The sequence below is a fragment of the Pseudomonas sp. PDM30 genome, from assembly GCF_019218985.1.
GTDB classification, from domain to species: Bacteria; Pseudomonadota; Gammaproteobacteria; order Pseudomonadales; family Pseudomonadaceae; genus Aquipseudomonas; species Aquipseudomonas jessenii.
The window spans coordinates 511087-533575 of sequence record NZ_JAHUWM010000004.1 but is presented as its reverse complement, the minus strand read 5'-3'; the positions used below and the strand labels follow the sequence as shown (position 1 = coordinate 533575).

Annotated in this window: 21 protein-coding genes and 1 pseudogene; 7 read left to right on the top strand and 15 right to left on the bottom strand. The window is 60.0% G+C overall.

Features of this window, described 5'->3' with window-relative positions:
• Positions 1 to 11: 11 nt before the first annotated feature.
• From tauD to KW840_RS12950, 7 genes are all read right to left on the bottom strand, one after another.
• Positions 12 to 854: a taurine dioxygenase gene (tauD, locus tag KW840_RS12980; RefSeq protein ID WP_218495350.1), complete on the bottom strand. Its 843-nt coding sequence runs from the start codon at positions 852 to 854 to the stop codon at positions 12 to 14.
• Between the two features lie 145 nt (positions 855 to 999).
• Complete coding sequence (gene tauC, locus KW840_RS12975) at positions 1000 to 1833, bottom strand: taurine ABC transporter permease TauC (protein WP_218495348.1); 834 nt, start codon at positions 1831 to 1833, stop codon at positions 1000 to 1002.
• Positions 1830 to 2624: a taurine ABC transporter ATP-binding subunit gene (gene tauB / locus KW840_RS12970; RefSeq protein WP_218495345.1), complete on the bottom strand. Its 795-nt coding sequence runs from the start codon at positions 2622 to 2624 to the stop codon at positions 1830 to 1832. Before tauB ends, tauC begins: the two co-directional genes overlap by 4 nt.
• A gap of 15 nt (positions 2625 to 2639) precedes the next feature.
• Positions 2640 to 3617, bottom strand: a complete 978-nt coding sequence (tauA, locus tag KW840_RS12965) for a taurine ABC transporter substrate-binding protein (protein ID WP_218495343.1) — start codon at positions 3615 to 3617, stop codon at positions 2640 to 2642.
• A 247-nt stretch (positions 3618 to 3864) separates the two neighbouring features.
• Positions 3865 to 5448 (bottom strand): glutamate--cysteine ligase, encoded by a 1584-nt coding sequence (gshA, locus tag KW840_RS12960; protein ID WP_218495342.1) that lies wholly within the window; start codon positions 5446 to 5448, stop codon positions 3865 to 3867.
• A 307-nt stretch (positions 5449 to 5755) separates the two neighbouring features.
• The gene (locus KW840_RS12955; protein ID WP_218495341.1) at positions 5756 to 6139 is read right to left on the bottom strand and encodes a PaaI family thioesterase; all 384 of its coding nucleotides are present in this window, start codon (positions 6137 to 6139) and stop codon (positions 5756 to 5758) included.
• The gene (locus KW840_RS12950) at positions 6139 to 8463 is read right to left on the bottom strand and encodes a Tex family protein (protein ID WP_057712467.1); all 2325 of its coding nucleotides are present in this window, start codon (positions 8461 to 8463) and stop codon (positions 6139 to 6141) included. The genes KW840_RS12955 and KW840_RS12950 overlap by 1 nt, the downstream gene beginning before the upstream one ends.
• 360 nt (positions 8464 to 8823) lie before the next feature.
• Between KW840_RS12950 and ompR the strand changes: the two genes are divergently transcribed.
• Both ompR and KW840_RS12940 read left to right on the top strand, forming a co-directional pair.
• Positions 8824 to 9564, top strand: coding sequence for a two-component system response regulator OmpR (ompR, locus tag KW840_RS12945; protein ID WP_218495340.1), 741 nt, complete (start codon positions 8824 to 8826; stop codon positions 9562 to 9564).
• A gap of 115 nt (positions 9565 to 9679) precedes the next feature.
• Entirely contained in the window at positions 9680 to 10993 is a 1314-nt protein-coding gene (locus KW840_RS12940; protein WP_057712466.1) for an ATP-binding protein, read from the top strand.
• 131 nt (positions 10994 to 11124) lie between these two features.
• On the opposite strand, the gene rimK is transcribed toward KW840_RS12940, so the two are convergent.
• The gene (gene rimK, locus KW840_RS12935) at positions 11125 to 12030 is read right to left on the bottom strand and encodes a 30S ribosomal protein S6--L-glutamate ligase (RefSeq protein WP_007972871.1); all 906 of its coding nucleotides are present in this window, start codon (positions 12028 to 12030) and stop codon (positions 11125 to 11127) included.
• Positions 12027 to 12488 carry an ATP-dependent zinc protease gene (locus KW840_RS12930; RefSeq protein WP_174245532.1) on the bottom strand — a complete coding sequence of 154 codons (462 nt, stop codon included), beginning with the start codon at positions 12486 to 12488 and terminating at the stop codon, positions 12027 to 12029. Before KW840_RS12930 ends, rimK begins: the two co-directional genes overlap by 4 nt.
• Before the next feature lie 234 nt (positions 12489 to 12722).
• Between KW840_RS12930 and KW840_RS12925 the strand changes: the two genes are divergently transcribed.
• The 3 genes from KW840_RS12925 (at position 12723) to KW840_RS12915 (ending at position 16117) form a co-directional block, all read left to right on the top strand.
• Positions 12723 to 13130, top strand: coding sequence for an RNA-binding S4 domain-containing protein (locus KW840_RS12925; RefSeq protein WP_090452521.1), 408 nt, complete (start codon positions 12723 to 12725; stop codon positions 13128 to 13130).
• 362 nt (positions 13131 to 13492) lie between these two features.
• A complete protein-coding gene (gene hslO / locus KW840_RS12920) occupies positions 13493 to 14395 on the top strand; it encodes an Hsp33 family molecular chaperone HslO (protein ID WP_218495339.1) in 903 nt (300 codons plus the stop codon).
• Between the two features lie 180 nt (positions 14396 to 14575).
• Positions 14576 to 16117, top strand: a complete 1542-nt coding sequence (locus tag KW840_RS12915) for a phosphoenolpyruvate carboxykinase (RefSeq protein WP_218495338.1) — start codon at positions 14576 to 14578, stop codon at positions 16115 to 16117.
• 96 nt (positions 16118 to 16213) lie between these two features.
• Here the strand turns inward: KW840_RS12915 and KW840_RS12910 are convergent, their stop codons facing one another.
• From KW840_RS12910 to KW840_RS12885, 6 genes and pseudogenes are all read right to left on the bottom strand, one after another.
• A complete protein-coding gene (locus tag KW840_RS12910) occupies positions 16214 to 16567 on the bottom strand; it encodes a DUF1493 family protein (RefSeq protein WP_218495546.1) in 354 nt (117 codons plus the stop codon).
• Between the two features lie 48 nt (positions 16568 to 16615).
• Positions 16616 to 16777, bottom strand: a pseudogene (locus KW840_RS12905) (YhfG family protein); the annotation flags it as partial.
• 60 nt (positions 16778 to 16837) lie between these two features.
• Positions 16838 to 16999 (bottom strand): hypothetical protein, encoded by a 162-nt coding sequence (locus KW840_RS12900; RefSeq protein ID WP_256353270.1) that lies wholly within the window; start codon positions 16997 to 16999, stop codon positions 16838 to 16840.
• Positions 16999 to 17442: a hypothetical protein gene (locus KW840_RS12895; RefSeq protein ID WP_218495337.1), complete on the bottom strand. Its 444-nt coding sequence runs from the start codon at positions 17440 to 17442 to the stop codon at positions 16999 to 17001. The genes KW840_RS12900 and KW840_RS12895 overlap by 1 nt, the downstream gene beginning before the upstream one ends.
• Positions 17443 to 17591: 149 nt before the next feature.
• Positions 17592 to 17888 (bottom strand): hypothetical protein, encoded by a 297-nt coding sequence (locus KW840_RS12890; protein ID WP_218495336.1) that lies wholly within the window; start codon positions 17886 to 17888, stop codon positions 17592 to 17594.
• A 434-nt stretch (positions 17889 to 18322) separates the two neighbouring features.
• Positions 18323 to 18613, bottom strand: a complete 291-nt coding sequence (locus KW840_RS12885; RefSeq protein ID WP_218495335.1) for a hypothetical protein — start codon at positions 18611 to 18613, stop codon at positions 18323 to 18325.
• Between the two features lie 448 nt (positions 18614 to 19061).
• On the opposite strand from KW840_RS12885, the gene KW840_RS12880 reads away from it, so the two are divergent.
• Positions 19062 to 20996, top strand: a complete 1935-nt coding sequence (locus KW840_RS12880; protein WP_218495334.1) for an ATP-dependent DNA helicase RecQ — start codon at positions 19062 to 19064, stop codon at positions 20994 to 20996.
• Positions 20997 to 21225: 229 nt separating this feature from the next.
• Positions 21226 to 22452 (top strand): 3-hydroxyacyl-CoA dehydrogenase, encoded by a 1227-nt coding sequence (locus KW840_RS12875; protein ID WP_218495333.1) that lies wholly within the window; start codon positions 21226 to 21228, stop codon positions 22450 to 22452.
• The last annotated feature ends 37 nt before the right edge of the window (positions 22453 to 22489 follow it).

Below are 22489 nucleotides of genomic sequence, written 5' to 3'. Positions count from 1 at the left end.
AAACTGGCTGTTTACCGAAAGAAAGGCACATCCCCCAACACCGTCGCCCGCTGCATCACCCGCCGCGCCGGCCGGTAGTCATCCACCGCGTAATGCTGGGTCACGCGGTTATCCCAGAATGCGATGTCGTCTTTCTGCCAGCGCCAGCGAATGGTGAATTCCGGCCGCGTTGAATGGGCGAACAGGAACTTCAGAATCGCCTCACTCTCGGTTTCCGACAGCTCGTTGATCTTCGAAGTGAAACCTTCGTTGACGAACAGCGAGCGGCGCCCGCTTACCGGGTGCGTGCGGATCACCGGGTGCGACAGCGGCGGATTCTTGCGCCGTGCTTCTTCCCACTGGGCCAGTGCCTGGGGCGTGTTGCCATAGCGCTCCAGCGGAAACGAACGGGTGAAGTCATGGGTGGCGGTCAGACCTTCGAGCAAGGTTTTCAGCGGCGTCGACAGGGCTTCATAGGCGGCAATCCCGCTGGCCCATAACGTGTCGCCACCAAACTCCGGCAGCAGCTTGGCACTGAGCACCGCGCCCATGGCCGGGGTCGGCAGGAAGGTCACGTCGGTGTGCCAGATCGCGTTGTCGCGTACGTCGGTGACGGCGGTGTCGAGGATCAGCACTTCCGGTTGTTCCGGCACATTGGGGTAGATCGGGTGAATGTGCAGGTCGCCGAAATTCGCGGCGAATCGCGCCTGTTGCTGTGGCGTGATCGGCTGGTCGCGGAAGAACAGCACCTGATGCTTGAGCAGGGCCTGTTCGATGGCATCGCGCTGTTCAACGTTCAGCGGCTGACTGATGTCGATGCCGCTGATCTGTGCGCCGAGGGCAGAGCTTAGGGGGACGATGGTCAAGTCACTCATGGTGATTCTCTTGAAATTCGGGGGTGTTGATTACTGTGGGAGCGAGCTTGCTCGCGATAGCGATATGTCAGTCACAACAGTGGTGTCTGACACTCTGCAATCGCGAGCAAGCTCGCTCCCACAGGGTTTCTTACAGGGTAATCATTCAGTGAACCTGACCATGCCACGGCACCAGTTTGCGTTGCAGGGCACGCAGGCCGAGCTCCATTGCGAAGGCGATCAGTGCGATCACCAGAATCCCCAGTACCACCACATCGGTGACCAAAAACTGTGCGGCCGATTGCACCATGAAGCCCAGTCCGCTGGTGGCGGCGATCAGTTCGGCGGCGACCAGCGTCGACCAACCCACGCCGAGGCCAATGCGCACACCGGTCAGGATATCCGGCAAGGCACTTGGCAAAATGACGTGGCGAATCAACTGCACGCGCGTTGCGCCGAGCGACTGCGCGGCACGCAGTTTGGCCGGGTCGACCGTGCGCACACCGGTGGCGGTGGCAATGGCAATCGGGGCGAAGATTGCCAGGTAGATCAGCAGCACTTTCGACAGTTCACCGATGCCGCACCAGATCACGATCAGTGGCAGGTAGGCCAGCGGTGGAATCGGCCGGTAGAACTCGATCAGCGGGTCGAGCACACCACGGGCGATACGGTTGGCGCCGATGGCGATTCCCACCGGCACGGCGGTGAGAATCGCAAAGCCGAGGCCCAGACCGATGCGGCTCAGACTCGCGCCCAGGTGCTGCCACAGGGTTGAATCCATATAACCCGAGGTCGCCAGTAGCCAGCCTTTTTGCAGCACGGCGGAAGGTGGTGGCAGGAACAGCGGCTCGATCACGCCGGTCGCCGTCACGGCCCACCAAATGGCAACGAGAACGACCAGCGTCAGCACACTGATCCAGCGAGTGCTCAAACGGCGACTTGCCGGAACTACGGCTGAGCCTGGCGTTATCGCCGCGACGGGAATTTCGTAACTGCTCATGCGCGCTCCTGCCGCTGGGCGGCGCTGCGTTGGGAGAACACTTTGGCGAGTACGTGTTCGCGGGTTTCGATAAAACGCGGGTCGGACTTGATCGAGCGGGCCGACTCACCGGCGGCATAACGCTGACCAAAATCGAGGCTCAGGCGTTCGACGATTTGCCCCGGGTTGGGCGCCAACAGAATCAGGTCGGTGGCGAGGAACACGGCTTCTTCGATGTCGTGGGTGATCAGGAACACCGGCTTGGCGGTGCGTTGCCAGACCTGCAGCAACAGCTCCTGCATCTGCTCGCGGGTGAAGGCGTCGAGGGCGCCGAAAGGTTCGTCCATCAGCAACACGCGCGGGTCGGCGGCGAGGGCGCGAGCCAGGCCGACGCGCTGCTTCTGGCCGCCGGAAAGCTGCCAGATGCGGCGCTGTTCAAAACCGGACAGATCGACCAGGGCGAGCATTTCCCTGGCGCGAGCTTCGCGTTTTTCCCGGGTGATACCGGCCAGCTCCAGGCCGAACCCGACGTTGGCCAGCACGTCTTGCCATGGCAGCAGCGCGTCGTCCTGGAACACCACACCGCGCTCGGCACTCGGGCCTTTGACGGGCACGCCGTCGAGGGTGATGCGCCCGGCGCTGGGTTCGACGAAACCGGCAATCAGGTTCAACAGCGAAGTCTTGCCACTGCCGGACGGGCCGAGGGCGACCAGCAATTGCCGGGGCCCCAGGCTCAGGGAGATATCCGCCAACACCGGTTCCGGGTTGCCGGGGTACTGTGCGCTGATGCGCTCCAGCTGTAGCAAGGCCATCGCGTTGACTCCCGATCAGTTGGTGATGAACTTGGCGCTGACGTACGGCGCGTAGTCCGGCAGCACGGCCTCGACCTTGCCTTGTTCCTTGAGGAACGCCGCGGTGTCGGTGATGGCTTTGGTGGTCGGCGCGCCGAGGGTGAGCACCTGGTCAGCCGCCAGCGGGTAGACGTTGCCTTGCAGCAGCAATGGAATATCACTGACCTTGGCACCAGACAGTTTTACCAGCTTGTCGACGTTGCCCTGATTGGCGAGCCAGGCTTGCGGGTCTTTGCGGTAATCGGCGTAGGCGTCCAGAGTCACTTTGGCGAACGCGGTGACGATCTCCGGGTGCTTCTCGGCGAAATCCTTGCGCACGATCCAGGCATCGAAAGTCGGTGCGCCGAACTTGGCCAGCTCGCCGGAGGTGATCAGCACTTTGCCGTTTTCCTTGGCGACACCGAGGGCCGGATCCCAAACGTACGTGGCGTCGATGTCACCGCGTTTCCAGGCGGCAATGATCGCGGGTGGTGCGAGGTTGAGAATGGTGACTTTCGACGGGTCGATGTTCCAGTGCTTCAGCGCGGCGAGCAGGCTGTAGTGGCCGGTGGATACAAACGGCACGGCGATTTTCTTGCCGATCAGGTCTTGCGGGGTCTTGATCCCGGAACCGTCGCGGGCGACCAAGGCTTCGGCGGCGCCGATCTGGGTGGCGATGAGGAAGGTTTCTACCGGGACTTTGCGAGTGATGGCGGCGGTCAGGGGGCTGGAACCGAGGTAGCCGATCTGCACGTCACCAGAGGCGATGGCGGCGATGATATCGGCACCGTTGTCGAATTTGCGCCAGCTGATATCGGCCTTGGTGGCCTTTTCGTAGGCACCGTCAGCCTGGGCGACTTTCGCCGGGTCAACGGTGGTCTGATAGGCGACGGTGAAGTCGGCCGCCTGGGCAAAAAAACTCGCGGTAGCCAAGGACGCGGCCGCCAGCAAGCGTAGAGGGAAAGTCAGTTTCATCAGAAAGCTCCTTGTCAGGCGACCGAGTGTCGGCGTGAGAAAGAGACTAAATGATCTAAGAATTCGAAAATAAATAACTTTTTCGAATTAGCTTATGAGAGGACAACTTGAGGAGCGACCGCTACGCGGTCATCGCGAGCAAGCTCGCTCCCACAGGGTTTAATGGTGTTTGCACGATTGTGGTCACACCGAGAATCCACTGTGGGAGCGAGCTTGCTCGCGATAAGATCCGCAGGACCTTCGAAGGTTAGTTACTGATCGCCAGAATGCTCGCCTGATACGCCCCGACAAACACATCGAAATCACCGACTTCGTTCTGCTCCAGCTCAGCCTGCTGAGCCAGCGACGAACGCGCCCGCTCTTCAAACTGCGCCTGTTCCTCAGCCGGCAACGGCTCGCTGCGGAAGAACTCGGCATGGGCCTGGCTCTGGCGCAGGGAGAACTGGGCAAAGCTTTCCTTGTGTTCGGCCATCGCTGCCAATACCTGGGCCGACGGTGTCAGGGACGGGTCCTGGACCTTGGCCATCTGGGCGTCCAGCGCCTTGCTGTGGGCATCGCTGCCATGGCTCTGGTCGAGCATCGCCGCCAGAGGGGCGATTTTTTCCAGCAGCTCGCCGGCCCATTCCTTCAGGTCAACCGACTGGCCATCCCGTTGCAGTTGCAGGCCCGGACGACGACCTTCCTTGACCACGCTGAGGAAGTTCGAAGTCGCGTTGCCGCAACTGGTGCTGGTGAGCAGCGGGCTGTCATTGAGCGCGCAGTACAGCAGGAACGCATCGAGGAAGCGTGACTCGGTAAGGTCGATGCCCATCGGCAGGAACGGGTTGATGTCCAGGCAGCGTACTTCGACGTACTGGATGCCACGGGCCATCAGTGCCTGGATAGGGCGCTCGCCGGTGTAGGTCACGCGTTTGGGGCGGATGTTGGAGTAGTACTCGTTTTCGATCTGCAGGATGTTGGTGTTGAGCTGTACCCACTCGCCATCCTGGTGGGTGCCGACTTCGACGTACGGCGCATACGGCGTGGCCACCGCTTTGCGCAGGCTGTCGGTGTAGCTGTTCAGATCGTTGTAGCACGGTGTCAGGCCAGCCTGGGCGTTGCTCTGGTAACCCAGGTCGCTCATGCGCAGGCTGGTGGCGTACGGCAGGTACAAGGTCTGCGGGTCCAGTTGTTCCAACTGGTGCGAACGACCACGCAGGAACCCGGCGTCCAGTGCCGGCGAGGCGCCGAACAGGTACATCAGCAGCCAGCTGTAGCGGCGGAAGTTGCGGATCAGCGCGATATAGGACGACGACTGGAAGTCGCGGTCGGTGCCGACAAAGCCTTCGGCCTGCTTGAGCAACGGCCAGAGTTTTTCCGGCAGGGAAAAGTTGTAGTGGATGCCGGCAATGCATTGCATGGTCTTGCCGTAACGCAGGGCCAGACCCTTGCGGTAGACGTACTTGAGCTGCCCGATGTTGGACGTGCCGTAATAGGCGATCGGGATATCTTCCTCGGCCGGCAACGGGCACGGCATCGATGGGCTCCACAGATACTCGTTGCCGAGCTTGCTGTAGGCAAAGCGGTGAATGCTGTCCAGGCTCGCCAGCGTATCGGCAGGATCGGGCAGGGCCGGGGTGATGAACTCCAGCAGCGACTCCGAATAGTCGGTGGTGATCTGTTCATTGGTCAGCGCGGAACCCAATTCTTCCGGGTGCGGCGTTTGCGCCAGGCGACCTTCATCGGTCACGCGCAGGCATTCACGTTCGATGCCGTGAAGGCACTGTTCGAGCAGAGAGAGGTTAGCGCGCTCGCCGAGCAGGGCCAGGCGGCGGTTGAGAAGTTCGCTCAAGTTGGATTCCTTCACGCGTCAGTCGCCCCAATATGGGGGTGGGCAAGACGGTCTACAAGGGTGAAGTTAAAACTGGCGTTTTCGCCTGGTTTTGGATCTCGCCGCAATCGATGTGGGAGTGGACCTGTGGCGAGGGGGCTTGCCCCCGTTGGGCTGCGAAGCAGCCCCAAAACCTCTGATGTTCCAAGATATTGTGAGTGCTACGCACTCAAACGGGGGCAAGCCCCCTCGCCACAAGCCCGCTCCCACAGGAAATTCCGACACTGTGGTCACAGCGCTGAAATTAACTCAAATTGATGACGACTAGCTACAGGACAGCGAACGTGCCTTGTGCTTTTGCGACCAGTTTGTCGCCCTGCATCACATCAGCCTCGACCACCAACGTGCGGCGGCCCGGATGAATCACCCGTGCCGTGCACATCACCTCGCCGTCAGAGACGGCGCGAATGTAGTTGATCTTGCACTCGATGGTCGCGCTCTGCTGGTCAAAGCCGTGGGTGCTGGAACAGGCCAGCCCCATGGCAATGTCCACCAGGCTGAACAAGGCCCCGCCGTGCAGCTTGCCGCCGCGATTGCGCAGCTCCGGTTCCAGCCCCAGGGCGACTTGCGCCACCCCGGTTTCCAGGCTGTGCAAGCGGCAGCCCAGCAGCTTGAAAAACGCGCTTTCGGTCAGCCCGGCGGGAATGTCCATCAACGTTTCTTCAGCTGCTTGGCATTGGCGAACAGCGAAGCCATGGCGTTGTTGCTCGGGGCCGCTGCCGTGGTTTCCTTGCGCGGTGCGGTGTTCTGGGATTGGCGTGGCGCCGAACCCGGACGTGCGCCGCGGGCACCGTCGATTTTCTCGCCCGGGGTGTCGCTCATGCGCATCGACAGGCCTACGCGTTTGCGCGGGATGTCGACTTCCATGACCTTCACTTTCACCACGTCACCGGCCTTCACCGCTTCGCGAGGATCCTTGATGAACTTCTCCGAAAGCGCAGAGATGTGCACCAAACCGTCCTGATGCACACCGATATCGACGAAGGCGCCGAAGTTGGTCACGTTGGTCACCACGCCTTCGAGGATCATGCCCAGTTGCAGGTCCTTGAGGTCTTCGACGCCTTCCTGGAACTCGGCGGTCTTGAACTCGGGGCGCGGGTCGCGGCCGGGCTTTTCCAGTTCCTGGAGGATGTCGGTCACGGTCGGCAAACCGAAGGTTTCATCGGTGTACTTCTTCGGATCGAGACGCTTGAGGAACGTGGCATCGCCAATCAGCGAGCGGATGTCACGGTCGGTTTCGGCGGCGATGCGCTGAACCAGCGGATAGGCTTCCGGGTGAACCGCCGAGGAGTCCAACGGGTTTTCGCCGTTCATGACGCGCAGGAATCCGGCGGCCTGTTCGAAGGTTTTTTCACCCAGGCGCGCGACTTTCTTCAAGGCTGCGCGAGTCTTGAATGCGCCGTGCTCATCGCGGTGGCTGACGATGTTCTGCGCCAGGGTCGCGTTGAGGCCGGAGATCCGTGCCAGCAGTGCCACGGAAGCCGTATTCACGTCGACGCCGACGGCGTTCACGCAGTCCTCGACCACCGCATCCAGGCCACGGGCCAGTTTCAGCTGCGACACGTCGTGCTGGTACTGGCCGACACCGATGGATTTCGGATCGATCTTCACCAGCTCGGCCAACGGGTCTTGCAGGCGACGGGCAATCGACACGGCGCCACGGATCGACACATCCAGGTCCGGAAATTCCTTGGAAGCCAGTTCCGAGGCGGAGTAAACCGATGCACCGGCCTCGGAAACCATGACCTTGGTCATTTTCATGGCCGGGTATTTTTTGATCAGTTCAGCGGCCAGCTTGTCGGTTTCGCGGCTGGCGGTACCGTTGCCGATGGCGATCAGGTCCACCGAGTGCTTGGCGCACAGGGCGGCGAGCACGGCGAGGGTCTGGTCCCACTTGTTGTGCGGCACGTGCGGGTAAACCGTGGCGTGATCCAGCAGCTTGCCGGTGGAGTCGACCACGGCCACCTTGCAACCGGTGCGCAGGCCCGGGTCGAGACCCAAGGTGGCGCGCGGGCCGGCCGGGGCCGACAGCAGCAAGTCGTGCAGGTTGTGGGCGAACACGTTGATCGCTTCGGTTTCCGCGCCATCACGCAGCTCGCCCAGCAGATCGGTCTCCAGGTGGGTGTAGAGCTTGACCTTCCAGGTCCAGCGCACCACTTCGCCAAGCCATTTGTCGGCAGCGCGGTTCTGGTTCTGGATGCCGAATTGCTGGCCGATCATGCCCTCGCACGGGTGCATGGTGCCCGGCAGTTCGTCGCCGACTTTCAGCGCGGAGCTGAGGATGCCTTCGTTACGGCCACGGAAAATCGCCAGGGCGCGGTGCGACGGCATGCTTTTGAGCGGTTCGTCGTGTTCGAAGTAATCGCGGAACTTGGCGCCTTCCTCTTCCTTGCCGGCAATCACGCGGGCACTGAGGGTGGCTTCCTGCTTGAGGTAGCTGCGCAGCTTGTCCAGCAGGCCGGCGTCTTCGGCGAAGCGTTCCATCAGGATGTACTTGGCGCCTTCGAGGGCAGCCTTCACATCGGCCACGCCTTTTTCCGCGTCGATGAAGCGTGCGGCTTCGGTTTCCGGGCTCAGGGACGGGTCGTTGAACAGACCGTCGGCCAGCTCGCCCAGGCCTGCTTCCAGGGCGATCTGGCCCTTGGTGCGGCGCTTCTGCTTGTACGGCAGGTACAAGTCTTCGAGACGGGTCTTGGTGTCGGCGAGCTTGATGTCGCGTTCAAGTTGCGGGGTCAGCTTGCCCTGCTCCTGGATGCTGGCGAGGATGCTGATACGCCGTTCGTCGAGTTCTCGCAGGTAGCGCAGGCGCTCTTCCAGATGACGCAATTGCGTATCGTCGAGGCTGCCGGTCACTTCTTTCCGGTAACGGGCGATGAAGGGAACGGTAGAGCCTTCATCGAGTAGCGCGACGGCCGCTTCGACCTGTTGTGGGCGTACACCGAGTTCCTCGGCGATGCGGCTGTTGATGCTGTCCATAAAACCACCTGACAAATTGTGAAAGCAGGCTCGCAGGCGCAGAGATAGGGCCTGGGCGAGTCTGGTTGAGCGGCCTGGCCTGCGCCGCTACCTGGATCAAAAGGTATCCCGTTGACCCGTGAAATCGAACAATTACTGCCGGCTCCATGAAAAAAATGGTGTCCGTCTGTAGTACCTGTCTGATGTTGCCTGACACAAAAGGCCGCGCATTATAACCAGCGTTCCGGCATTCGGGGACATCGCAGGTTGCAGGTGAAATGGCCGGTTTTCTGGCACTAAAGGAAAAATCTGCTAACAATGCACACGGTGCGTATAACGGCAGCTACGCCATAATGCGCGCCGAGATCAAAGGAGCATCCAATGAGCAGCACTGCACAAACTGCTGAAGGCGAAAAAATTCTTATTGTTGACGACGATCCTGGGCTCAGCAGCCTGCTGGAGCGTTTTTTCGTCAGCAAGGGCTACCGCGCCCGCGCCGTACCGAACACTGAGCAAATGGATCGCCTGCTGGCGCGCGAAGTGTTCAACCTGGTCGTACTCGACCTGATGCTGCCCGGTGAAGACGGCTTGACCGCCTGCCGCCGTCTGCGCGGCGCGAACAACCAGATTCCGATCATCATGCTGACCGCCAAGGGCGATGAGCTGAGCCGCATCAAGGGCCTGGAGCTGGGTGCCGACGATTACCTGGCCAAGCCGTTCAACCCCGATGAGCTGATGGCTCGCGTCAAAGCGGTCCTGCGTCGCCAGTTGGCTCCGGTGCCGGGCGCGCCAGGCAGCGAAGACGAAAGCGTGACTTTCGGTGACTATGAATTGTCCCTGGCCACCCGCGAGCTCAAGCGCGGCGAAGAAGTGCACATGCTCACCACCGGTGAGTTCGCTGTACTCAAGGCCCTGGTGATGAACGCGCGTCAACCGCTGACCCGCGACAAATTGATGAACCTGGCCCGTGGCCGCGAGTGGGATGCCCTGGAGCGTTCCATCGATGTGCAGATTTCCCGTCTGCGCCGGATGATCGAGCCCGATCCGTCCAAACCGCGTTACATCCAGACTGTCTGGGGCGTGGGTTACGTGTTTGTACCGGATGGTACCGCCACCAAGTGATTGGCGATTTGTAGGAGCGGGTCACGCGGACAACGGATCAATCGATCCTGTCCGCAGACTCGCGATCCGCAATATGCGAGCATCGCTCGCTCCTGCAAGTGTTTAACGGTTATCCATGAAAACCCCCGTTTGGTTCCCCCAGAGCTTCTTCTCCCGCACCCTTTGGCTGGTGCTCATCGTCGTACTCTTCTCCAAGGCGCTGACCCTGGTTTATCTGCTGATGAACGAAGACGTACTGGTGGACCGCCAGTACAGCCACGGTGTCGCCCTGACGCTGCGCGCCTATTGGGCTGCCGATGAAGAAAACCGCGGCAAGATCGCCGAGGCCGCGACCTTGATCCGGGTGGTGGGTGCCGGCGTGCCGGAAGGCGAACAGCACTGGCCTTACAGCGAGATCTACCAGCGGCAGATGCAGGCGGAGCTGGGTGCCGACACTGAGGTCCGGCTGCGCATGCATTCGCCACCGGCGCTGTGGGTCCGGGCGCCAAGCCTGGGTGATGGCTGGCTGAAAGTACCGCTTTATCCTCATCCGTTGCGCGGCCAGAAAATCTGGAACGTGCTGGGCTGGTTCCTCGCTATTGGCCTGCTGTCCACCGCTTCGGCCTGGATCTTCGTCAGCCAGCTCAACCAACCTTTGAAGCGTCTGGTGTATGCCGCGCGGCAACTTGGCCAGGGCCGCAGTGTGCGCCTGCCAATCAGCGATACGCCGAGCGAGATGACCGAGGTGTACCGCGCCTTCAACCAGATGGCTGAAGACGTCGAACAGGCCGGTCGCGAGCGTGAACTGATGCTGGCCGGGGTTTCCCATGATTTACGCACGCCGTTGACGCGATTGCGTCTGTCCCTGGAGTTGATGGGCGATCACACGGACCTGACCGACGACATGGTGCGTGACATCGAAGACATGGATGCGATTCTCGATCAGTTCCTGGCGTTCATTCGTGACGGGCGCGACGAGTCGGTGGAAGAGGTCGACCTGAGCGACCTGGTCCGTGAAGTTGCCGCACCGTATAACCAGAGCGAAGAAAAAGTGCGGCTGCGCCTGGAGCCTATCCAGCCGTTTCCGCTGCGTCGGGTATCGATGAAGCGACTGTTGAACAACCTGATCGGCAACGCGCTGCATCATGCCGGCAGCGGTGTGGAGGTGGCGGCGTATGTGTCCGGGGACACCAGCGCACCGTATGTAGTGCTGAGTGTCATGGACCGTGGTGCCGGGATCGATCCTTCGGAGCTGGAGGCGATTTTCAACCCGTTCACCCGCGGTGACCGTGCCCGGGGTGGCAAGGGCACCGGGTTGGGATTGGCGATCGTGAAGCGGATTGCCTCGATGCATGGCGGCAACGTTGAGCTGCGTAACCGCTCGGGCGGTGGGCTGGAAGCTCGGGTGCGGTTGCCGTTGGGGTTGCTGCTGCCGCGGGATGCCGTTTAAGGCCTGATTTTTTCAGTGGGGCTGACGGCCCCTTCGCGGGCAAGCCCGCTCCCACAGTGATTTTGGCTAAAACCCTGTGGGAGCGAGCTTGCTCGCGATGGCGGCATCCCTGCCGCCACAAGGCTTGAGGTTTAACCCTTCCCTTTGGTCCGAGTCATATTCGGCCCACCATTCTTCTCCAGATGCTCAATGATGATCCCCGCCACATTCTTCCCGGTGGTGGTCTCAATTCCCTCCAGACCCGGCGACGAGTTAACTTCCATCACCAACGGCCCGTGATTGGAGCGCAGGATATCGACGCCTGCCACCGCCAGCCCCATGACCTTCGCCGCGCGCAACGCCGTCATGCGCTCTTCCGGGGTGATCTTGATCAGGCTCGCGCTGCCACCTCGATGCAGGTTGGAGCGAAATTCGCCGGGTTTGGCCTGGCGCTTCATCGCTGCAATCACCTTGTCGCCGACGACGAAGCAGCGAATGTCCGCACCACCGGCTTCCTTGATGTACTCCTGAACCATGATGTTCTGCTTGAGGCCCATGAACGCCTCGATCACCGATTCCGCGGCCGTGGCGGTTTCGCACAGCACCACGCCGATGCCTTGGGTACCTTCCAGCACCTTGATCACCAACGGCGCACCGTTGACCATTTCGATCAGGTCGGGAATGTCATCGGGGGAGTGGGCAAACCCGGTCACCGGCAAGCCGATCCCGCGACGGGACAACAATTGCAGTGAACGCAGCTTGTCCCGCGAACGGGCAATGGCCACCGATTCGTTGAGCGGAAATACCCCCATCATTTCGAACTGGCGCAGCACTGCGCAGCCATAAAAGGTCACGGATGCACCGATCCGTGGAATCACCGCATCGAAACCCTCCAGCGGTTTGCCGCGGTAGTGGATCTGTGGCTTGTGGCTGGCGATGTTCATGTAGGCGCGCAAAGTGTCGACCACCACCATTTCATGGCCACGCTCGGTACCGGCTTCGACCAGACGACGGGTGGAATACAGACGCGGATTCCGCGACAGCACAGCGATCTTCATGCAACACCTGTGGAGGAGGTAGATACCGGGAACACCGGCTTGTCTTGTACGTACTTGATGCCCGGATTGACTACCAACTGGCCGTGAATCAGGGCTTTGGAGCCGAGCAGCAGGCGATAACGCATGGACTTGCGGCAGGCGAGCGTGAACTCGACCCGCCAGACCCGATCACCAAGGGCCAGGGTAGTGCTGATCACGTATCGCACCTGCGCGTGACCGTTTGAGCTTTTAATGGTTTTCATCGTCACCAGCGGTGCTTCGCAGCGTCGGTGGCGCAGTTGTACGACGGAACCCAGGTGGGCGGTAAAACGCACCCACTGCTCACCATCGCGCTCGAACAGCTCGATTTCGGTAGCGTGGAGGCTTGAGGTGCTGGCACCGGTGTCGATTTTTGCCCGAAGGCCGGCGACTCCCAAATCCGGGAGCGCCACCCACTCGCGCAGACCGACAACGGTCAAATGGTCAAATGTCTTCAATAGTGCTCAACCGGTAGAAACCGCTCGGGCCGCACGCGGCCGGATTCGCGGTATTCACGCAGAATAATGATTAAAAGGCGACAGATATCTACGGCCCGGATTTCCAGCCTCGCAAGGAGGTTATGGAATGTCAGCATTGTAATCCGAGACGGTGAAATTCTTGGTACGTCAGAAACGGTAGTACAGTTCACCAATATTTCAGAATGAGGAAATTCCATGGCACAAAAAAACGAAGAGGACGACAAAGTCCGCCTCGATAAATGGTTGTGGGCTGCACGATTCTACAAAACTCGCGCCCTGGCCAAGGCGGCGATTGAAAGCGGCAAGGTGCATTGCCGGGGTGAACGCTGCAAGCCGGGTAAAGAGCCACGAATCGGCGATGAGTTCGTGATTCGCACCGGTTTCGAGGAACGCACTGTGGTAGTCCTGGCACTGTCGATCGTTCGTCGCGGCGCACCGGAGGCGCAAACCTTGTATGCCGAAACCCTGGCCAGCATCGCCAAGCGCGAAGAGGCCGCAGCGCAAAGAAAGGCCGGAGCCCTGGGCGTGAGCACCGACGGTAAGCCAAGCAAGAAACAGCGGCGGGATTTGTTCAAGTTTCGTGGCAGCAGTAACGACGACTAATACAGATATTGCTCGGGCGAGTGCCGCGCACTCGCCAGGTCTCACCACGCCTTCAGGCTCAGACTTGCAATTGACCCGGTGCGCATCCATATCTGTGCCTGGCCAGCAGTGCATCGCATGGACGATATCGCCGCTCGTCGAAAATCACACACAGTCTCTGATCTGTAGGCCATAACCACATTGCCCGCAGTGCAGGGCGGGAAACGCCCCGGAACCCATCAGCGCTTGTTCCACCTGCTTGGATCAGGCCCGGATTGTTCATAAAATGCCTTTCATGGCTGAACGTTGCGCACCCGAGTGGTCGCGCAAGGTAAATTTCTTGTTTCCTGTAACCATTTTCACTACTTCAGATACCCAGACCTATGACCGATCACGCGGATAACGACTTCACACAACGCTTCATCTTCGATGACAGCGACACCCGTGGCGAGCTGGTCTCGTTGGAGCTCAGCTACGCCGAAGTCCTGGCCAAACACGCCTACCCGCAGCCGGTCGCGCAACTGCTCGGCGAGCTGATGGCGGCCGCATCGTTGCTGGTCGGCACGATGAAGTTCGATGGCTTGCTGATTCTGCAAGCCCGCTCCGAAGGGCCGATTCCGCTGCTGATGATCGAGTGCTCCAGCGAGCGCGACATCCGTGGCCTGGCCCGTTACGACGCGGATCGTATCGCTGCCGATGCCACCCTGGCCGACCTGATGCCTGAAGGCGTCCTGGCATTGACCATCGACCCGAAACAGGGCCAGCGCTACCAGGGCATCGTCGACCTCGACGGCGCCACCCTGTCCGAATGCTTCACCAATTATTTCGTCATGTCCCAGCAAGTCGGCACGCGTTTCTGGCTGTACGCCGATGGTCGTCGTGCCCGTGGCCTGTTGCTGCAACAACTGCCGGCCGATCGTTTGAAAGACGAAGACGAACGCGCCGCCAGCTGGCAGCACATCACCACTCTGGGCGGTACGCTGACCGCCGATGAGCTGTTGAGCCTGGACAACGAAACCGTGCTGCATCGCCTGTACCACGACGAGCAGGTGCGTCTGTTCGATGTGCAGAAGCTGCGCTTCCGTTGCAGTTGCTCGCGCGAACGTTCGGCCAATGCGCTGGTCAGTCTGGGTATGGAAGACGCGCAGCAATTGGTGGAGGAACACGGTGGCAACATCGAAATCGATTGCCAGTTCTGCAACCAGCGCTACCTGTTTGACGCGGCCGATGTCACTCAATTGTTCGCAGGCGCGGGTATCGAGACGCCGTCAGATACCCGTCACTAAAACGGTTCAGCGCAGGTAAATTCACTGCCTTGCGCCGGATTAACGCCGTTACGACAGGAGGGGCCTACTCTTTTTGGGCTTTTCTGGCATAATCCGGCCCACTTTTTTCGCGGTAGTAGTGCACGACTTTCTACTACAAAAACGTTTGGAGCACTCGGCCACTGGCCGACGGGGAACCTCATGACGCAAGCCAACAATGCCGTGTACACCGATCTGAGTGTTGATGATCTGGTTAAAGAAGCCCTCAATCGCGGTGAAGGCGAGCTTGCCGATACCGGCGCGCTGGTTGTTCGTACCGGTCACCGTACCGGCCGTTCGCCAGTCGACCGTTTCATCGTTGAAGAGCCAAGCACCCAGGCTGCCATTGCCTGGGGCCCGATCAACCGCAAGTTCCCGGCCGACAAGTTCGACGCCCTGTGGGCTCGCGTTGAGGCATTCAACAACGCGCAAGAGCATTTCGTTTCCCACGTGCATGTCGGTGCGGCTTCCGAGCACTACCTGGCCGTGAAAATGACCACCCAGACTGCCTGGCAGAACCTGTTCGGCCGTTGCCTGTTCATCAACCCGGCTCAGTACAACCCGGCGGGTCGTGACGAGTGGCAGGTCCTGAACGTTGCCAACTTCGAGTGCGTGCCAGAGCGTGACGGCACCAACTCCGACGGCTGCGTGATCATCAACTTCGCACAGAAGAAAGTGCTGATCGCCGGCATGCGTTACGCCGGTGAAATGAAGAAAGCCATGTTCTCGGTGCAGAACTTCCTGCTGCCGGCTGCCGACGTACTGCCAATGCACTGCGCCGCCAACATCGGCGAAGAAGGCGACGTGACCCTGTTCTTCGGTCTGTCCGGCACCGGTAAAACCACCCTGTCGGCCGACGAAAGCCGTTACCTGATCGGTGACGACGAGCACGGCTGGGGCGAAGGCGTTGTGTTCAACATCGAAGGCGGTTGCTATGCCAAGTGCATCGACCTGTCCGAGAAGAACGAGCCGGTTATCTGGAAAGCCATCAAGCACGGCGCGGTATTGGAAAACGTCGTTATCGACGACGCCAAGCACGCCGACTATGCCGATGTCAGCCTGACCCAGAACAGCCGCGCCGCCTACCCGCTGGAGCACGTTGCCAAGCGTTCCGAGAAGAACCTCGGTGGCGAGCCGAACGCTGTGATCTTCCTGACCTGCGACCTGACCGGCGTACTGCCGCCAGTGTCGATCCTCAACGAAGAACAAGCGGCTTACCACTTCCTGTCCGGTTACACCGCCCTGGTCGGTTCGACCGAAATGGGTTCGGGCAGCGGCATCAAGTCGACCTTCTCCACCTGCTTCGGCGCGCCGTTCTTCCCGCGTCCAGCCGGCGAATACGCTGAGCTGCTGATCAAGCGCATCCGCGGCTTCGGCTCCAAGGTCTACCTGGTCAACACCGGCTGGACCGGCGGTGGCTACGGCGTCGGCAAACGCTTCAACATCCCGACCACTCGTGCCGTGATCGCAGCGATCCAGAGCGGCGCGCTGATCGGTACCGAGACCGAGCACCTGGACACCATCAACCTCGACGTGCCAGTGGCCGTACCGGGCGTTGAGACTGGCCTGCTGAACCCACGCAACACCTGGGCCGACAAGTCATCCTACGACGAAGCCGCCAAAGCACTGGCCGGCCTGTTCATCGAGAACTTCAAGAAGTTCGAAGTGAGCGACGCGATCAAGGCTGCTGGTCCAAAGCTGTAAGCGCTGGATTGAGCTAACGAAAAAGCCGCCCCTCGGGGCGGTTTTTTTGTGCGCGAAATTCAGTATTTCGCGGGCAAGTCAGAATGCATCGGGCCGTTACAGGCCCTCGAGCTCATCCGTGTCCCAGCGTTGGGCCTTGATGGCCCGGTAGAGCATGCCGATGGTCAATGGCATCTTCTCGCCGCGACCCTTGGCTTTTCGCTTTAGATTCACGTCAAAGCCGTCGGGCTGGAAATAGCGATAACTGTCGAAATCCACGAAGTCGATGGCGAAGTAATCCTCCAGGGTTTCGATCAAATGCCGGGCGTCTGCACCGTTGCAGCCCAGGTCGAAATTGATCGAGGTGCCGAGGCTGATGGTTTTGCGTTCGGGCAGACCGAGTTCTTCGTGTAGCAGCTGCATGAGCAGGTGCATGGTGTCGTCGTCGGGGAAGTTGGGGGCGAGGTTCATTGCAGGTGCGTCCGTTGGGGCAGGTGCGGGATTAGGTCCAACCGGTTTGCTCTGTCGGTACTTCGCGAGCGCTTCTTCTCGTGAGGCAAGCGGCTTGTCGATGTCCATCGGAGATGTATCAAATCCGGAGAGGCGCAGGCTGGCCAAGTAGTTTGAACGGCGGACCTTTTCGTAATGAGCTTGTTTTTGTTTGAAGGTCGATTTGCCCATGGGTATTACCAAAATGAATGTCAGGGCCATCTTTGTCTGGCATGAATCACCCTTACCATTTCAACTGCCTTTTCTGTAAAGAGTCGGACGCTGACGAGCGTTCTCAGCTTTCAACTCGAAAATTTCGTCGAGGGCAATCGCCGCTTCAGGGTTGTCCAGAATGATGTGATCCATGATTTTGCTTCGGTCATCAAGCGCCGTCTGACGCCAGATTACCTTCATCAACGCGCCCGCTGACGTATGGCATCACGTTTGGCGGCGAATATTCGGCGGGCCTCTTCGTCGCTCACCGTCGGCCTTGAATCATCAAGCCCAATTTGGACCTGCTCCTTGAACCACTCCTCGTATGCGGCGGCATCGTGTGCTTGTTTCATCGCCTCGGAACGATCGGGACGCGTGTAGGTTTTGATTTGGAGTGGATCATAGTTCGATGCGTCCACGTCGAAGGAGGTGATGCCTACGTCTTGCAGATAAGACACCAACGTTTCAAGTCGTTTGAACAGTCGTAACTGTCGACTACGTTGCGCTGTCAGGGAGCATTGTTTGTTCCCGTACGGAATTTGAATCGACCACCCTCCCGGATTCGCGACGATATGCGCGCTGTTTACCGAGCCTTTCTCAACCAATCGTGTGAGGGTGCTGTGATCGATAGTTTCGGCTGTCATGAGAGTGAGTCCATGGGGGAACAATGGCTCATATGCTACGCAATCAATAATAGTTTGCAATATTCGGCTCCTATGTGGGACGGCAGGAATACATCATTGATCAGGCAGGCCGTCTTACTCGGGAACGGGAACCTGCCTGAACGAGCGCGTTAAGCGGGGGCTTTCCAGTTCAGCATGCGTTGCTGGGCGACTTTGAGCAGGTCGCAGCCGTCCTGGGTCAGCAGGTAGAGCGCGTGGGTGATGTGCGGGATGTCTTTGAGGTCGCCGTGTTTGAAGCATTGGCAGTGCAGGGTTTGCAGCAATTCGCTGGAGGCCCGGATGCGCTGGAGGGCGGCTTCGAGGATGTCTTGAGGGTTGGCCTCTGTGTCGATGATCAGGGGCCGGGTGTCGGTGAGGTTGGATTGGAGTGGACGGTAGCGATTTGGAAACGGATTCAGAGTTTGCATATGAATTACTCGGTTTGTTGTTAAGTAACCGCCAGCACCGTGACCAAACGATGGGAGGCGGACTGTGCGCAGGCTTGGTCAACCGAGAACAACAACTCGGCTCGCCCGAAGGCGTCCCGCACACAGCCGCCATAGCAATGCACTACGAGGACATAGATGTCCGCGGCGCGAATGATGGCACACATGTGTGCGTTGTTCTCAGGTGACCAAACCTGATCGCTGATTTTGCAGCGATGGGGAGACACTAAATGTTCGTTACCAGGCAGCGATAGCCGACAAGGTGTCTTGTTTTGTAGGACCTTGCCGAAGCTTTCATAGGTCGTTGCTGACGGAGTTATCCACAGCGAGATTTCCAGAATGTGCTTGTCCTCAGAAGGACCGCGTTATCGTTCATCGCGAGCAAGCTCGCTCCCACAGGAGGTTGTGGTGGGGCTTCAGTTGGTGAATTTCGGCAGGCGCTGCCGGGCGATGTCGAGCAGGTCGTTGCCGTCCTGGGTCAGCAGGTACAGGGCGCCGACGATCTTGGGGATGTCGCTCGCTTCGGCCTGTTTGAAACACGTGCAATAAAGGGTTTCGAGCAGGTCGCTGGCGGCGCGTATGCGTTGTCGGGCGGCGTCGAGGATCTCGTAGGGGTCGGCCTCGGTATCGATGACCAGCACTGGGGTTTCGCTGTAGCGGCTCTTGAGCGGGTGATAGCGGGCTGTCGGCGTGTCGGCTTTTTTCATCGAGTGGGTCCTGTGCGAAATCGGCAAGTGTTCCCGGCAGGCCGAGACACTGTTTTCAGCCGCGCCGGAAACTATAGGAGGACCTGGCGTTGCAGGACAAGATGGCTGAAATGGACAGGCGTTGTAGGGTATTTATCGTGTTCCGAGGAAAAGGCTTACACATTTTCGGAGGTTTGTGCGCCGTAGCCGCTGCCGGTAAAAATGCCTACGGGCTTATCAGTCGCTGTTTAGCAAGTATCGGCAGAGAGGGCTTTGGACGCTGTCGGGTATTTCGAGTTTTGCGGTGGGTGTGCTGGCCTCTTCGCGAGCAGGCTCGCGAAAGCGATCTCAAGCCCTTCCAGCCATCCGCTGTATCATCCGGTATCGTTTTTGCCCCCGACCTTTTCTCGACTCGCTGCGATCGCCGGCTAGGCTTTTGACTCCGCAGCAGTCAACGGAGTGACAGCTTATGCACAACACCCTGGAACAGGTTTTCGGTTATCCACAATTTCGACCCGGTCAGGAGGCGGCCGTCAGTGCCGTGCTGGCCGGGCGCTCGGCGGCAGCGATTTTCCCCACCGGTTCCGGTAAATCCCTTTGCTACCAATTACCGGCGTTGTTGCTGCCGCACCTGACGCTGGTGGTCTCCCCCTTGCTGGCGTTGATGCAGGATCAACTGGCGTTCCTGCAACGCCACGGCATCTCGGCGGGCAGTATCGATTCGGCCCAGAGCCGCGATGACGCGAGCGACGTCATGGCCCGGGCAAAATCCGGCGAACTGAAGATTTTGATGATCTCCGTGGAGCGCCTGAAGAACGAGCGCTTCCGGCATTTTTTACAGCAAGTACCGATCTCGCTGCTGGTGGTGGACGAGGCGCACTGCATTTCCGAATGGGGGCATAACTTTCGCCCGGACTACCTCAAGCTTCCCGACTATCAACGCCAGTTCAACATCCCGCAGGTGTTGCTGTTGACCGCAACGGCGACGCCCAAGGTCATCGCCGACATGCAGGCGAAATTCGCCATCGCCGCCGACGATGTGGTGACCACCGGTTTCTATCGCCCGAACCTCAATTTGCTGGTGGAGCCGGTTCGCGGAGCGGACAAGCGCCGACGTCTTGTCGAGTGGATGAGCCAGCGTCCGGACCAGCCGAGCATCGTCTATGTCACCTTGCAGAAAACCGCCGAACACATCGCCGAACACCTGAACCGCAACGGCATTCAGGCCGAGGCTTATCACGCCGGGTTGCCCCATGAGCAACGGGAAGCGATCCAGCGTCGCTTCATGGGCGGGCAATCCAATTGCATCGTCGCCACCATCGCTTTCGGCATGGGCATCGACAAAAGCGATATCCGCAACGTGGTGCATTTCGACCTGCCCAAATCCATCGAAAACTACAGCCAGGAAATCGGCCGCGCCGGGCGTGACGGGCAGCCGTCGGACTGCCTGGTATTGGCCAACCGCGACAGCCTCAACGTGCTGGAGAACTTCGTCTACGGCGACACACCCGAGCTGGATGGCATCCGTTGCGTGCTTGACGAGATGCATGCCGCCGCCACCGAAGGGCAGTGGGAGTTTCTGCTGGGGCCGTTGGCAGACCAGAGCAATATTCGCCAGTTGCCGCTCAAGACCTTGCTGGTGCAACTCGAATTGCGCGGGTTGATCGCCCCGCGCTACGCGTACTACGCCGAGTACCGTTTCAAGTATGTGCAGGAGCCCGAGGTGCTATTGGCGCGTTTCGAAGGCGAGCGCAGGGATTTTGTCGCTGCGATCATCCAGACCTCCAGCCGCGCCCGGACCTGGGCCACGGTGAATTTCGAGGCGCTGTACGAGCAGCATCAGGCCGAGCGCAGTCGGGTAGTCAAGGCGCTGGATTACTTCCAGGAGAAAGGTTGGGTGGAGCTCGAAAGCAAGCAGATGACCGAGGTCTACAGCGTACTGCAAAGCGGGTTCGACAACGTCGTGTTGAGCGAGGAACTGCACGGCTATTTCACTCGGCATGAGCGCACCGAGGTCGCGCGGATTCACGCGATGCTGGATCTGTTCGCCACCGACCGTTGCCTGGGTTATCGCCTGGCCGAGTATTTCGGTGACCACAATGCCCCGCAGCAATGCGGACATTGTTCGGTGTGTCATGGGCAGGTGGCGCGGCTACCGGCACCACCGGAGTTGCCGGCGCTTGTGGATAAGAATTTCGAGGCGCTGTGTGGCGGTTTTATCCACAGGCACGAGCAGCACACGGGCAACGTGCCCTCGGCTGAACGCGTAACACGGTTTCTGTGCGGGATCAGCGTGCCGTTGTTCACCAAGCTCAAGGCGCGGTCGATTCCCGGGTTTGCGGCGCTGGAAGATTATCCGTATGCCGGGGTGCGCAGTTGGGCAGAGCAACATCTTGCCGGCTGAACCAAAACCCTGTGGGAGCGAGCTTGCTCGCGATGAGGCTGGCACATTCAACATTGATGGCGACTGACACACCGCCATCGCGAGCAAGCTCGCTCCCACAGGGAACTCAGTACCTGGCAGGGCTACATCCATCCGCTGAATGTTGCTCATCACAGGAATAAATTTCAAAAAAAGCCGGTGGCTGACTATGGTGGTGGCTGTCTTCGGATCGCCAACAAGAGAACAAAACATGAGCCAGACACCGTCGAATATTCAGCGCGCCGCCGTCATCGGCGCGGGCACCATGGGCCGTGGCATTGTCATGTGCCTGGCCAACGCCGGAGTGGCCGTGCAGTGGGTCGACAACAATCCGCAAATGCTGGAGCAAGCGCTGGCCACCGTGGCGGACACCTATGCCCACAGCGTGCGTCAGGGCCGCATTGATCAGGGCGAAGCCGATGCCCGTGTCGCGCGCGTTACGGCGGCGGATGGTTATGTGGCCATACGCGATGTCGACCTGGTCATCGAAGCGGTGTACGAAAACCTTGAGCTCAAGCAGAAAATTTTCCGCGAGCTCGATGGCCTGCTCAAACCTGAGGCGATTCTGGCCAGCAATACTTCGGCGCTGGACATCGATGCCATCGCCGCGGTCACACGCCGGCCGCAGCAAGTGCTGGGCCTGCACTTCTTCAGCCCGGCGCATATCATGAAACTGCTGGAAATCGTCCGTGGCGCGCAGACTGCACCGGCGGTGCTCGACGCGGCACTGGCGCTCGGCCAACGCATGGGCAAGGTCAGTGTGGTGTCGGGCAATTGCGACGGTTTCATCGGCAACCGCATGCTCAATACCTATGTGCTCGAAGCGCGAAAAATGCTGCTCGAAGGCGCTTATCCCTACCAGGTGGACGCAGCGCTGCAAGCCTTCGGTTTTGCCATGGGGCCGTTCCGCATGTTCGACGTGGTGGGCGTCGACCTGCAATGGCGCTCGCGCCAGTTATCCGGCATCGGGCAGGATGCTCCGGAGGTCCAGGTGGATAACCGTTTGTGTGAGCAGGGACGTTTCGGCCAGAAGAGTGGCAACGGCTTTTACCACTATGAACCGGGCAGTCGTCAGGCCGAACACGATCCGCAGGTCGACGCACTGGTGCTTCAAGTCAGTGAGGAGCTGGGGTTCCAGCGCCGCGAGATTGGCCCGGAGGAGATTCTCGAGCGCTGCTTGCTGGCACTGGTCAACGAAGGCGCGAAGATTCTTCAGGAAGGCATCGCCGGGTCGGCTCACGATATCGATCTGGTCTACCTCAACGGATACGGTTTTCCGGCGGACAAGGGCGGGCCGATGGCCTGGGCGGATCAGCAAGGGTTGGCGGACATTCATCGGCGCTTGATCGACCTTGAGACGCGTCAGGGTGATCACTGGAATCCGGCGCGGGTGATTAGGGAGCTGGCGGCGACTGGCAAGGGCTTTGCTGACAAGTGATGGATGCGGCGCCTGCAAGGGCGCCTTCGTAAGCAAG

Excerpts from the sequence above, each read along its gene's own strand:
- KW840_RS12895 (WP_218495337.1), bottom strand. The coding sequence starts at position 17,442 with ATGACAGCCGAAACTATCGATCACAGCACCCTCACACGATTGGTTGAG.
- tauA (WP_218495343.1), bottom strand. The coding sequence starts at position 3,617 with ATGAAACTGACTTTCCCTCTACGCTTGCTGGCGGCCGCGTCCTTGGCT.
- tauC (WP_218495348.1), bottom strand. The coding sequence starts at position 1,833 with ATGAGCAGTTACGAAATTCCCGTCGCGGCGATAACGCCAGGCTCAGCC.
- KW840_RS12950 (WP_057712467.1), bottom strand. The coding sequence starts at position 8,463 with ATGGACAGCATCAACAGCCGCATCGCCGAGGAACTCGGTGTACGCCCA.
- KW840_RS12955 (WP_218495341.1), bottom strand. The coding sequence starts at position 6,139 with ATGGACATTCCCGCCGGGCTGACCGAAAGCGCGTTTTTCAAGCTGCTG.
- tauB (WP_218495345.1), bottom strand. The coding sequence starts at position 2,624 with ATGGCCTTGCTACAGCTGGAGCGCATCAGCGCACAGTACCCCGGCAAC.
- KW840_RS12925 (WP_090452521.1), top strand. The coding sequence starts at position 12,723 with ATGGCACAAAAAAACGAAGAGGACGACAAAGTCCGCCTCGATAAATGG.
- KW840_RS12875 (WP_218495333.1), top strand. The coding sequence starts at position 21,226 with ATGAGCCAGACACCGTCGAATATTCAGCGCGCCGCCGTCATCGGCGCG.
- KW840_RS12885 (WP_218495335.1), bottom strand. The coding sequence starts at position 18,613 with ATGAAAAAAGCCGACACGCCGACAGCCCGCTATCACCCGCTCAAGAGC.
- tauD (WP_218495350.1), bottom strand. The coding sequence starts at position 854 with ATGAGTGACTTGACCATCGTCCCCCTAAGCTCTGCCCTCGGCGCACAG.
- KW840_RS12880 (WP_218495334.1), top strand. The coding sequence starts at position 19,062 with ATGCACAACACCCTGGAACAGGTTTTCGGTTATCCACAATTTCGACCC.
- KW840_RS12900 (WP_256353270.1), bottom strand. The coding sequence starts at position 16,999 with ATGAAGGTAATCTGGCGTCAGACGGCGCTTGATGACCGAAGCAAAATC.
- KW840_RS12890 (WP_218495336.1), bottom strand. The coding sequence starts at position 17,888 with ATGCAAACTCTGAATCCGTTTCCAAATCGCTACCGTCCACTCCAATCC.
- hslO (WP_218495339.1), top strand. The coding sequence starts at position 13,493 with ATGACCGATCACGCGGATAACGACTTCACACAACGCTTCATCTTCGAT.
- KW840_RS12915 (WP_218495338.1), top strand. The coding sequence starts at position 14,576 with ATGACGCAAGCCAACAATGCCGTGTACACCGATCTGAGTGTTGATGAT.
- ompR (WP_218495340.1), top strand. The coding sequence starts at position 8,824 with ATGAGCAGCACTGCACAAACTGCTGAAGGCGAAAAAATTCTTATTGTT.
- KW840_RS12940 (WP_057712466.1), top strand. The coding sequence starts at position 9,680 with ATGAAAACCCCCGTTTGGTTCCCCCAGAGCTTCTTCTCCCGCACCCTT.
- KW840_RS12910 (WP_218495546.1), bottom strand. The coding sequence starts at position 16,567 with ATGAACCTCGCCCCCAACTTCCCCGACGACGACACCATGCACCTGCTC.
- rimK (WP_007972871.1), bottom strand. The coding sequence starts at position 12,030 with ATGAAGATCGCTGTGCTGTCGCGGAATCCGCGTCTGTATTCCACCCGT.